Origin of the sequence: Empedobacter sedimenti, from assembly GCF_030005555.1 — a bacterium.
GTDB classification, from domain to species: domain Bacteria; phylum Bacteroidota; class Bacteroidia; order Flavobacteriales; family Weeksellaceae; genus Empedobacter; species Empedobacter sedimenti.
In genome coordinates this window covers 1-11,408 of record NZ_JASCQG010000028.1, presented here as the reverse complement: position 1 = coordinate 11,408, position 11,408 = coordinate 1, and the positions used below count along the sequence as shown (strand labels likewise).

Sequence of the window (11,408 nt, the reverse complement as noted above, 5' to 3'; positions counted from 1 at the left end):
ATGTTCTGAATGACAGTTTTTAGTTTTGCTTATCACTTATCACTTATCACTTATCACTTATCACTTATCACTTATCATTTTAAACGCGTTAGGGATAGTAGCGGAAATACTTTTTTGTTGATTGAGCGAAGTCGAAATCATAACAAAAAAATTGCAGCGAATAGCCCGGCCCAAGGGAACGCCAACGATTTATTATTAATGTCTTAAATCTTCGTAGTTTAACATTTGAAGATTTTTATGTGTATTATAAACTTCTAATATAAATGAGTTTTTATTTTTAGAAATTGAGTCACCTATTTCGAAATAGGATTCCCATACGGCAGGAATGGTATAGCAGTTTTTATTAGAGCAAACTGTTAGTGTATTATGATTCTTGTGGTCTCTATATACATTGTCTAAAATACCATGAAATTCATTTTCATATACAATTGGTTTCCTGTTTTTACGCCTAGTATTGGAGATAATAAGATGTAGATGAATAATAGGATAATTGGGCTTGTTATAAAAGTGAATAATTGCCACATATTTTTCTTCATAACTTTAAGATCTTCTATCCAAAATAAAATGAATCGCGATCATTCAAGAAATTAAAATGTTGACGAGTTTTATCTTGTTCTTCTTTATCAATTTCGAATTGTAAGATTTCGGGATGATTATTTATTTTTTCTGAGTCTTGTCCCAATGTATTAAATAGATGAGAATCGCCTTGATATTCGAGATTATAGCCATCTACACCAATTCTATTTACACCAGCAACAAAAGCCATATTTTCAATTGCTCGAGCTTTTAGAAGTGAAATCCAAGCCTCTCTACGAGCTTTTGGCCAACTTGCATTACAAAGTATCAGGTCGTATGGATGTTCTTCTGTATTGCGAATCCAAACAGGAAATCGTAGATCATAGCAAACAATAGGACGAATTTGCCATCCTTTATAATCTATCATCACAACTTTATCTCCTGCAGAATATACGCCAGCTTCTTTTCCGTAACTAAACAAATGTTTTTTATCGTAAATGTAAATAGAGCCGCTAGGACAGACGAAATAAAATCGGTTAAAGTATTTATCGTTTTCATGGGTAGAAATACTTCCAGCAATCGCAAAATTAAGCTCTTTGGCTTTATGTTGCATCCATTCGAATGTTTCTCCATAAGGTTTTTGACCAATTTTTTCTACATTCATCGAAAAACCTGAAGCAAACATTTCTGGTAGCAATATAATATCGGTTTGATGATTGGCTAACAATTCATCTAAATAAGCGTGATTTGCTTTTGCATCTTCCCAGATTACATCGTATTGTATTAATGATATCTTTAGTTTATTTTGATGTTCCATTGTTGATAAATTTTTGATCCAATTTTGAAGTTTTGTAAGAATTGATAACGTAATACGTAAAGATAAAAATAAAAAATCCAATCATTGATCCTCCGACAGTATCGATAGCGAAATGTCGCGATAAGTATATTCGGCTAATGGCGATACTAGGGAATAACAATCCAAAAAAGACTTGTAGCCATCTGTTAGTTGTTAATAAGCATAACATCATCGATATTATTGTAGCAGTTAGCGAATGTCCTGAAGGAAAAGTTGATTCTATTTGGACTGCATAATCTTTAACTAACACGATATCTATTTTTTTTTGAGTAAAATAATAACCCGGACGTAAGACTTGATGAAAATAGGTATTCTTAAAAAACACACTAATTGTAGTTGCAATTGCTCCAGAAATTAATAAATAGAGAAAACGACGTTTTGTTTCTTTCCAAAATAAATAACCTAGTAAGATAAAAAACAAATAATATGTTCCGAAGTCTGTATAAATGACAAAGAATTTATCAAAGAAACGATCGTGGTATTTGTTAAAAAAAAGATGTAATTCGTCACGACCAAAATATTGCGTCATGGCGATTGCTGCAAAATTGTAGATAAAATAAATGATAAAAAAAGGCCAAATACGGACAAATAAATCTTTTTGTTGATGCATTTAGGTTAGGTTTTTAATAATGTTTATGATGAAATTCTTTGACAAAGTTTAGAATGACATACCTCAAATTTACGCAAAAAAAAACTTGGCTAAAATAGCCAAGTTCAAAACGTTTTAATTATGTATTATAAAATTATTTTACTTTTTCTACGATTGCTTTGAAAGCTTCTGGGTGATTCATCGCTAAGTCAGCTAAGACTTTACGGTTTAATTCTACACCAGCTTTTTTAGTAGCTCCAATGAATTGTGAATAAGATAATCCGTGTAATCTTGCACCCGCGTTAATTCTTTGAATCCATAACGCACGGAAATTTCTTTTCTTTTGACGTCTATCACGGTAAGCGTAAACTAAACCTTTTTCTACTGCATTTTTAGCAACAGTCCAAACATTTTTTCTTCTTCCGTAATATCCTTTAGCAAGTTTTAAAACTTTTTTTCTTCTAGCTCTTGACGCAACTGCGTTTACTGATCTTGGCATAATTTTTAATTTTTTTGTACTAGGCGAGCAATTAATTTGCTACTTAATTTTGCCTATTTACAGGGTTAATAATGAATTAATAAACCAAATAAGAACACGTTCTTATTTTAATCTTAATTGTTGTTTTACTGAATTTACGTCAGCTTTGTCAACTAAACCAGTTTGAGTTAAATTTCTCTTTTGTTTAGTCTCTTTTTTTGTTAGGATGTGGCTTTTAAAAGCGTGTTTTCTTTTAATTTTACCTGTTCCTGTTAATTTGAAACGTTTTTTCGCTCCAGATTTTGTTTTTAATTTTGGCATGATTACAAATTATTTAAAATTAAAACGTTTTTTATTTTTTGTAAGATGACAAAGACCTATTTTTTAGGTCCCATCATCATAATCATTCTTTTTCCTTCAAGTTTTGGTAATTGTTCTACTTTTCCAACATCTTCCAATTCTTGAGCTAAACGTAACAATAAGATTTCTCCTTGATCCTTAAAGATAATTGAACGTCCTTTGAAGAAAACATATGCTTTCAATTTTGAACCTTCTTCTAAGAAAGATCTTGCATGGCGTTTCTTGAATTCGTAATCATGATCATCAGTTTGAGGACCGAAACGAATTTCTTTTACCACAACTTTTTGTTGTTTAGCTTTAAGTTCTTTCTCTTTTTTCTTTTGTTCGTATAAGAACTTTTTGTACTCTACGACACGACAAACAGGTGGAACGGCTTTTTCACTGATCATTACCAAGTCTAAGTTTTGCTCTTGAGCTAACTCTAAAGCTTTAGAAATTGGGTAAACTCCAGGTTCTATACCTTCTCCAACAACGCGTACTTCTTTCGCGTCAATCTTATCATTGATCTTGTGTTGATCTTCCTTAATTACTCTGGCTGGTCCTCTGCCGCCTTTTCTTCTTATTGCGATAGTATTACTGTTTTAAATTATTTTAATTTTATTTGATCTTTCATAAAAGAAATAAACTCTTCAATAGTCATCTCTCCTAAGTCACCTTCGCCGTGTCTACGAACAGAAACTGTTCCGTTTTCTGCTTCTTTTTCACCGATGACTAACATGAAAGGAATTTTATTCATTTCAGCATCACGAATTTTTTTACCAGTTTTCTCATTTCTACTGTCAATCAATCCGTTAATTTCTTCTTCAGCCAGCAAATTTAATACTTTTTCTCCATATTCCACATATTTTTCACTAATTGGTAAAATTGTGAATAAATCTGGTGCTAACCAAAGTGGTAAATTACCTGCTGTGTTTTCTAACAAAATGGCAATGAAACGTTCCATAGAGCCGAATGGCGCACGGTGAATCATCACTGGTCTGTGTTTTTCGTTATCTGCTCCGATGTAAGTTAAATCAAAACGCTCTGGTAAGTTATAATCCACTTGGATTGTTCCTAATTGCCATTGACGTCCTAATGCATCTTTCACCATAAAGTCTAACTTAGGCCCATAGAATGCAGCTTCGCCATATTCTACAACTGTTGGTAAACCTTTTTCTGCTGATGCTGTGATAATTGCTTGTTCAGCTTTTTCCCAGTTTTCATCAGATCCGATGTATTTTTCTTTATTATCTGGATCTCTTAATGAGATTTGAGCCGAATAATTATCAAATCCAAGATTTGTAAATACATATAAAACTAAATCAATTACTTTTTTGAATTCTTCTAATAATTGATCTGGTGTACAGAAAAGGTGAGCATCATCTTGAGTAAATCCACGAACACGAGTTAAACCGTGTAATTCTCCTGATTGTTCGTAACGGTAAACTGTACCAAACTCTGCATAACGTTTTGGTAAATCGCGGTACGACCATTGAGATGTTTTATAAATCTCACAGTGGTGCGGACAGTTCATTGGTTTTAACAAGAATTCTTCTCCTTCGTTTGGCGTTTTAATTGGCTGAAAACTATCTGCACCATATTTTGCGTAGTGACCAGAAGTTACATACAATTCTTTTTGACCAATGTGTGGAGAAATGACCATTTCGTAACCCATTTTTTGTTGCTCTTTCAATAAGAAGTTTTCTAATTTTCTTCTCAAAGCAGCTCCTTTTGGTAACCAAAGTGGTAAACCTGCACCAACTTTTTCAGAGAAAGCAAATAAACCTAATTCTTTACCTAATTTACGGTGATCACGTTTTTTTGCTTCTTCTAATAACTCAAGATACTCTGTTAAATCTTTTTGTTTTGGGAATGTAATACCGTAAACACGAGTCAACATTTTGTTTTTCTCGTCTCCACGCCAATAAGCTCCAGCAACATTCAAGATTTTTGCAGCTTTCACAATTCCAGTGTTTGGAATGTGTCCACCACGACATAAATCTGTAAAATTATCGTGTGTACAGAATGTAATATCTCCATCATTTAAGTTAGAGATTAATTCTGTTTTGTATTCATTGTCTTTATACGTTTCTAATGCTTCCGCTTTCGAAACTGAATATAATTTGAATTCAGCTTTTTTCTTTGCATTTTCTAACATTGCTTTTTCTACTTTCGCAAAATCAGCTTCTGTAAATTTATCTTCACCAAAATCAACATCATAATAGAAACCTTTGTCAATCGCAGGTCCAATTGTTAATTTCGCATTTGGATAAAACTCTAAAATAGCTTGTGCTAATAAGTGAGCAGATGAATGCCAAAAAGCTTTTTTACCCATTTCATCATTCCAGGTTAACAATTTGATCGTTGCATCTGTGGTGATTGGGGTTGTTGTTTCAACTTGTTGATCGTTTACTGTAGCCGAAATTACATTACGTGCTAAACCTTCACTAATGCTTAGCGCTACGTCCATAGGAGTTACGCCACTCTCATACTGTCTTACACTTCCGTCTGGAAGAGAAATGTTTATCATCTTACTTTTAGAATTTGTACTAGGATGCAAAATTACGAATTTTCTGCAAGTTGACGAAATTTTTAAAGGGTTGATTTTGATCTAAAATGAGCGAATAAATTAAGTTAAGAATAATATGTATTAATAATTTATTGTAATGATAGTATAAGAATTACTTATTATAAGGTGTTTGTTAATAATGTGTTATGTATTTTAAAGAGATAACGAAATTATCACAGATCAATTTTTTTTGGAATCTGCAGAACTAATTTTACACAAATTAAAATAAGTATTAATTTTTTAAATTTAAGTTATGGCAAGTTTACCAATTAGAGATCAAAAAAACGATCATTTACTAACACCAGAAAATTCTGCGTTAATTGTTATCGATTATCAACCAGTTCAGGTTAATTCGATTGCATCAATGGACAGACAATTATTATTGAATAATATTGCTGGAGTAGCGCAAGCTGCAAAATTATACGAATTACCTATCGTTTTATCAACAGTTAATGTTGAAACAGGGTTTAACAAAGAAACTGTTCCTCAGTTAAAGAAACATTTGCAAGGTGTTAAATCTTACGATAGAACAACGATTAATTCTTGGGAAGATAAAGAGTTTGTAGAAGCAGTAAAAGAAACTGGTCGTAAAAAATTAATTATGACAGCGCTTTGGACAGAAGCTTGTTTAACTTTCCCTGTGTTAGACGCTTTGAAAGAAGGATACGAAGTTTACATTGTAGTAGATGCTGTAGGAGGGACGTCTAAAGAAGCGCACGATGCTGCGATTAGAAGAATGGAGCAAGCAGGTGCTATTTCGATTAGTGTTGCACAATTATTTTGTGAATTACAAAGAGATTGGAATAGAGCTGAAACTCAACAAGGATTTATGGAATTATTCATCAATACAGGAGGAACAGCAGGTATTCAGTTTAGTTATGATAAAACTGAATAATCTTTCTAAAGTTGTAAATTGAGTATAGAAAAAGGCTAATGATTTCATTAGCCTTTTTTATTTTATGATCTTGCTCTTCTGATATATAAAAATGCAGTTAGTAAACCGAAAACAATGTTCGGAATCCAAGCAGCGACAAGTGGTGAAACAAATCCTTTTTCGGAAAAAGTAGACGTAATTTGCGAAAAGAAAATATACACAAATGCGAGCGAAATACCTACTGCAAGGTTAATTCCGATTCCTCCACGACGTTTTTTTGACGAAAGAGATAAAGCTAAAAGCGTCAAAATGATTGTAGAAAAAGGACCGCTTAAGCGCGAATTTAATTCATTTTCATACGTATTTACATTGGCAGAACCTTTTGCTTTTTGTTTATGAATAAATTCGTTCAATTCAAAAGTATTCATCGTTTCTGCAACATATTCTTCTGGTAAAATTTCGTCTGGAGTAGCAGGAAGCTTCATCTTGAAATCTCCTTTATAGTCTAACTTCTCAGTTTGATCTTTATTAATTTCTCTTGTGTAAACAGTTGATAAATCATAGGTAGAATCTTTATCATTCCAATTAAAACTTGAGGCAATAACTTGTTTTTTTAATTGAGTAGAATCAAATTTTTGATAAGTAAAAGAACTTCCAAGTTTTGCCGTTCTGTCATAACTATCCACAAAAACATATTCGTTAGGCGAAATTTGCGAACCAATACGCTGTCGTTTATAATATTCTTCCTTATCGTTATTGCTTAACAGATGGGTGTATTGGTATTTATTTTTCTTGATGTTTGCCCAAGGCAACACAATATTTCCGACAAGTAGGGCAGAAACGGCTAAAAATAATGAAACCCAAATGTATGGTAGTGTGAATCGATAAAAACTAATTCCACCCGAAAGTACACCTACAATTTCGGTTTGCATCGTTAATCGTGATGTAAAATAAATCACGGTGATGAAAACAGCAATTGGTAAAAAGGTGTTGACGATCCAAATTGTCCAATATGGATAGTAATTAATAAGTGCAGCACTTGCTGTGGAACCACTATCACTAATACGTCCTAATCTTTGACTAAGATCGACAATTACGGCGATCGTAGATAAAATAAGAACCATAAAGATAAAAGTTCCGACAAAATTTCGGATGATGTATTTATCAATAATTTTCAAACTACAGACGTTGTTTTAATTGTGGAACAATTTGTTCTTTCCATTGAGCGAAATCTCCTGCTAAGATATGTTCTCTTGCAACTTTTACCAAATCTAAATAGAATGCTAAGTTATGAATAGAGGCAATTTGTTTACCTAAAGCTTCGTTCGCATTAAACAAATGACGTACATAAGCTTTTGTATAATAACTATCAACGTAAGATGTTCCGCTTTCGTCTAATGGTTCAAAACAATCTTTCCATTTAGCATTTTTCATATTCATTACACCATTCCAAGTGAATAACATCGCATTACGAGCATTACGTGTAGGCATTACACAGTCAAACATATCAACTCCAAGCGCAATACATTCGATGATATTCCAAGGTGTACCAACTCCCATTAAATAACGAGGTTTATCTTGAGGAAGAATTTCTGTTACGATGTCCGTCATTTCGTACATCACAGGTTCTGGCTCACCAACAGATAATCCACCAATTGCATTTCCTTCTGCACCAAAATCTGCAATATATTTTGCTGATTCTTGACGCAAATCTTTGAAATCATTTCCTTGTACAATTGGGAAAAGCGTTTGTTTGTGATCGTAATATTCAGGATTATTGTTTAACCAAGTTCTACAACGCTCCAACCAACGGTGCGTAACATGCATAGCACGTTTTGCATCATGATATTTTGCTGGAATACCTGTTAATTCGTCAAAAGCCATAAAAATATCACCACCAATATAGCGCTGAATTTCCATTGACTTTTCTGGTGTAAACATGTGATAAGAACCATCGATATGCGATTTGAAACGCACACCTTCTTCTGATTTTTTACGACTTGTTGACAACGAGTAAACCTGAAATCCTCCCGAATCGGTAAGGATTGGTTTTTGCCAATTCATAAATTTATGTAAACCACCTGCTTTGTGCAAAATGTCTGTTCCTGGACGCAAATACAAGTGATAAGTATTTCCAAGAATGATTTGGGCTTTAATGTCTTCTTCTAATTCGCGTTGATGAACAGATTTTACTGTACCAACTGTACCAACTGGCATAAAAATAGGTGTTTGGATTTTACCGTGATCGGTTTCTACAACACCAGCTCTTGCCTTAGAAAATTCGTCTTTTTTATCGATTGAAAATTTCATAGTGTGCAAAGATATTAATTGTTTAGCTTGTTGCGAGTTGGTTTGAGAAAAAATAACAAAAAAATAAGGATAAAGTTGCCTTTACCCTTATTCAAAAACCACAAATAAAGAATTATTATTTCGTAAAACGTAAAGACATTCTACGGTCAGTTGCTCTTTCTTCGTCAGTTGCAGTTTCTGCAACTGTTGCGAATTCTTCTCCGTAACCTTCTGCACTTACTACTTGTGCACCAACACCACGTTTCGCTAATTCAGCTTTTAAGTAATCAGCTCTTTTCTGAGAGATTACTTTGTTGTTTGCGTCGTCACCTTTTTTATCCGAGTAAGCTCCAAGTTTTATTTTTGCTGTTGGATATTTTTTCAAAATTGCAGCAACATTATCTAATTGTACTTCAGATCCTGGCTCTAATTGATCCGTTTTACCAAAAACAAAGTTTACATTATCAAAGTTGAACCATTTTTCTTTTAATTGATCTTCTGTTAAGTTTGCAAATTCTGGTGCTTTTACAAATTTGATAATTTGATCTTCTAATCCGTTTGCATAACCTTTTAAGGCAACTCCATCTAAATCAATTGTTGATAATTCTTTCGGTGTAGCATTCAAAGAATCTGTGTTTAAAGAATCAACAATAATTTCTGTTTCTTCTGTTACAACCGTTTTATTTTCTTTGTCTTTGCAATATTTAAGTAAAAAGAAAGCTCCAAGTCCAACAATTAATAATGGAATTAACCATTTCCAGAAACCGCCACCACCATTGTTATCATTATGTGTTTCTGCGTATGCGTCTACTGGGGCAACATATGGTTTTTCTTCTGGCTCTACATCTACAACTTTTCTTGTTTCTGTAATCGTTTCTGTTATTTTATCTTTTGCAAGATCAATTGTTTCTGTGATTTTTGGAGCGTCATTAAATAATGTTCCTAAACCTAAAGCTCCTAAGCCTAAACCAGCTGGAATAAGACCAAGGATTTTGTCTTTAGCACTTGATAAAAATCCGTAAAAATCATTTTCTTGTACGTTCTGAAATTCTGCTTCTTTCCCAATTGTACCAAATGTTGTTAAAGCTGTTAAGTCTAATAATTTTGATGATGATGCAGTAGAAATTCCTGCATATTCGGCAATTTTAGAAATAATTGGTTGAGCATTAGAGCCTAAAAGAACTGTGATTAATTCTTTGATTGTATCCGGAGTTTCTTGTTCTGTCGAGATATTTCCTAAACCACGAGATGCACCAAAAGTTTTGATTGTATGAAATAATCCTGTTGTAGAATTTTTCTTCTCTAAAACACTTCCTAATAAAATTGGAATGTAAGAATTAATTGCTTTTGATACTCCAGATTCATTCTCTCCTAATTGAGATGAAACACTTGAAAGTAAATTTGGAGTGATATACTCCTTTGCTAAGTCAATAATGTTCATAGTTTTTAATTTTAAATAATTATATAGTTTATTGATTGTAATTTATTCTTACCTAATATTGTACCAATATTATAGTTCTATTAAAATTAGTTAAAAAAAACTTTAAAAACCTCATTTTTTTGTAAAGAAGTTACATTGGCACTATTTTTAACGATTGAAAAAAATAAATAATAAATAAAATGCAAGAACAAGACAAAGTAGATAGTCTTCAGGATGTTATCGTTTCGCCGTTTAAAGATTTAGAAAATTTCACGCAATGGATTCTAACAAAAGGATCAGAAGTAGGTTGGAGCTTGGTATCTGCAGTCCTAACATTGGTGATAGGTTTTTGGGTGACTGGCAAGTTGGTTAAACTAATCGAAAAAAGAATGGTTGCAAGAAATGTAGATTTATCGATTCGTACTTTCTTAATTCCGATTATCAATATTTTATTCAAAGTAATCGTTATCACATTTGTGGTTGGACGATTAGGATTTAATGCATCAGGATTTGTTGCTGCTTTAGGTGGTGTTGGTTTAGCGGTTGGTTTAGCTTTACAAGGATCTTTATCTAATTTTGCTGCCGGAATTTTAATTATTTTGTTCAAACCATTCAAAGTTGGTGATTACATTGTTTCGCAAGGAAATGAAGGAACTGTAGAATCAATTAATATTTTAAATACGGTTATAGCAACTGCAAAAGGACAGATTGTAACTTTACCAAACGGAAATTTATTTAACAATCCAATTACCAATTATTCGGTAAAAGAATATCGTCGCTTAGATGTAAATGTCGGAATTTCTTATGACGATGATTTTGACAAAGCGCACAAAGTTTTGTTAGATGTTTTAGAGAAAAATGATTTGGTAGACGATACACAACCAAAAACAGTTGAGATTTTAGAATTTGCTGCGAGTAGTGTTAATTTAGCTGTACGTTGTTATGTAAAAAATAGCGATTATTGGACAGCGTATTGGCAATTGTATCGCGCTGTAAAATATGCGTTAGACGAGAATAATATTTCGATGCCTTATCCGCACACAGAAATGATTATTAAAAACGAAACTAATTCGCCTAATATTCCTTTTGATAATAAAGACTAATGAAGTTTTTTATATTAATATGTTCAATCTTTTCTTCTGTGCAATTATTTGCACAGAAGGACCTGATTGAGCAACACCTCAACTCAGATTTTTATTCGACACAGTTTACAGGGTTTTATTTGTACGATCCAATTCTGAAAGAAGAAATCTACAATTATAACGGGAACAAATTTTTTACACCAGCATCTAATACCAAAATTTTTACGCTTTATACGGCTATGAAAATGTTGGGAGATTCTATTCCAGCTTTCAAATATCAGCTGATTGGCGACGAATTACATATCGAAGGAACTGGTGATGTAATCTTCCCTAAAAACCGGACCGTTTAAAAATATAGTTTATTAACTTAGGGATAATTATGAAACAGAGCAATTT

The 11,408-nt window shown here is 32.7% G+C and carries 12 protein-coding genes; 3 read left to right on the top strand and 9 right to left on the bottom strand.

Translation table 11 applies throughout. The features are described from left to right. Positions 1–550: 550 nt before the first annotated feature. The 6 genes from QHG34_RS15575 to thrS all read right to left on the bottom strand — a co-directional run bounded on the left by QHG34_RS15575 (position 551) and on the right by thrS (position 5,308). Positions 551–1,333, bottom strand: a complete 783-nt coding sequence (locus tag QHG34_RS15575) for a nitrilase-related carbon-nitrogen hydrolase (protein WP_282631148.1) — start codon at positions 1,331–1,333, stop codon at positions 551–553. Continuing rightward, complete coding sequence (locus QHG34_RS15570; protein ID WP_282631147.1) at positions 1,317–1,982, bottom strand: phosphatase PAP2 family protein; 666 nt, start codon at positions 1,980–1,982, stop codon at positions 1,317–1,319. Before QHG34_RS15570 ends, QHG34_RS15575 begins: the two co-directional genes overlap by 17 nt. A gap of 133 nt (positions 1,983–2,115) precedes the next feature. Further along, positions 2,116–2,460, bottom strand: coding sequence for a 50S ribosomal protein L20 (gene rplT / locus QHG34_RS15565; RefSeq protein ID WP_282631146.1), 345 nt, complete (start codon positions 2,458–2,460; stop codon positions 2,116–2,118). Positions 2,461–2,562: 102 nt separating this feature from the next. Further along, positions 2,563–2,760: a 50S ribosomal protein L35 gene (rpmI, locus tag QHG34_RS15560; RefSeq protein ID WP_282631145.1), complete on the bottom strand. Its 198-nt coding sequence runs from the start codon at positions 2,758–2,760 to the stop codon at positions 2,563–2,565. 56 nt (positions 2,761–2,816) lie between these two features. Beyond that, positions 2,817–3,326: a translation initiation factor IF-3 gene (gene infC / locus QHG34_RS15555; protein WP_282631149.1), complete on the bottom strand. Its 510-nt coding sequence runs from the start codon at positions 3,324–3,326 to the stop codon at positions 2,817–2,819. Between the two features lie 59 nt (positions 3,327–3,385). Continuing rightward, complete coding sequence (gene thrS, locus QHG34_RS15550) at positions 3,386–5,308, bottom strand: threonine--tRNA ligase (protein WP_282631144.1); 1,923 nt, start codon at positions 5,306–5,308, stop codon at positions 3,386–3,388. A gap of 292 nt (positions 5,309–5,600) precedes the next feature. On the opposite strand from thrS, the gene QHG34_RS15545 reads away from it, so the two are divergent. Then, positions 5,601–6,242, top strand: coding sequence for a hydrolase (locus QHG34_RS15545; RefSeq protein WP_282631143.1), 642 nt, complete (start codon positions 5,601–5,603; stop codon positions 6,240–6,242). Between the two features lie 62 nt (positions 6,243–6,304). Here QHG34_RS15545 and QHG34_RS15540 read toward each other — a convergent pair whose 3' ends face one another. The 3 genes from QHG34_RS15540 to QHG34_RS15530 form a co-directional block, all read right to left on the bottom strand. Beyond that, entirely contained in the window at positions 6,305–7,399 is a 1,095-nt protein-coding gene (locus tag QHG34_RS15540; protein ID WP_282631142.1) for an LptF/LptG family permease, read from the bottom strand. A 1-nt stretch (position 7,400) separates the two neighbouring features. Then, positions 7,401–8,531: a tRNA guanosine(34) transglycosylase Tgt gene (gene tgt, locus QHG34_RS15535; protein ID WP_282631141.1), complete on the bottom strand. Its 1,131-nt coding sequence runs from the start codon at positions 8,529–8,531 to the stop codon at positions 7,401–7,403. Between the two features lie 115 nt (positions 8,532–8,646). Beyond that, positions 8,647–9,951: an OmpA family protein gene (locus QHG34_RS15530; protein WP_282631140.1), complete on the bottom strand. Its 1,305-nt coding sequence runs from the start codon at positions 9,949–9,951 to the stop codon at positions 8,647–8,649. A gap of 179 nt (positions 9,952–10,130) precedes the next feature. Between QHG34_RS15530 and QHG34_RS15525 the strand changes: the two genes are divergently transcribed. Further along, positions 10,131–11,033: a mechanosensitive ion channel family protein gene (locus tag QHG34_RS15525; protein WP_282631139.1), complete on the top strand. Its 903-nt coding sequence runs from the start codon at positions 10,131–10,133 to the stop codon at positions 11,031–11,033. 38 nt (positions 11,034–11,071) lie between these two features. Beyond that, complete coding sequence (locus QHG34_RS15520) at positions 11,072–11,362, top strand: D-alanyl-D-alanine carboxypeptidase (protein ID WP_282631138.1); 291 nt, start codon at positions 11,072–11,074, stop codon at positions 11,360–11,362. The last annotated feature ends 46 nt before the right edge of the window (positions 11,363–11,408 follow it).

Coding starts and splice junctions, on each gene's coding strand:
- QHG34_RS15575 (WP_282631148.1), bottom strand. CDS start 1,333: ATGGAACATCAAAATAAACTAAAGATATCATTAATACAATACGATGTA.
- QHG34_RS15570 (WP_282631147.1), bottom strand. CDS start 1,982: ATGCATCAACAAAAAGATTTATTTGTCCGTATTTGGCCTTTTTTTATC.
- rplT (WP_282631146.1), bottom strand. CDS start 2,460: ATGCCAAGATCAGTAAACGCAGTTGCGTCAAGAGCTAGAAGAAAAAAA.
- rpmI (WP_282631145.1), bottom strand. CDS start 2,760: ATGCCAAAATTAAAAACAAAATCTGGAGCGAAAAAACGTTTCAAATTA.
- thrS (WP_282631144.1), bottom strand. CDS start 5,308: ATGATAAACATTTCTCTTCCAGACGGAAGTGTAAGACAGTATGAGAGT.
- QHG34_RS15545 (WP_282631143.1), top strand. CDS start 5,601: ATGGCAAGTTTACCAATTAGAGATCAAAAAAACGATCATTTACTAACA.
- tgt (WP_282631141.1), bottom strand. CDS start 8,531: ATGAAATTTTCAATCGATAAAAAAGACGAATTTTCTAAGGCAAGAGCT.
- QHG34_RS15530 (WP_282631140.1), bottom strand. CDS start 9,951: ATGAACATTATTGACTTAGCAAAGGAGTATATCACTCCAAATTTACTT.
- QHG34_RS15525 (WP_282631139.1), top strand. CDS start 10,131: ATGCAAGAACAAGACAAAGTAGATAGTCTTCAGGATGTTATCGTTTCG.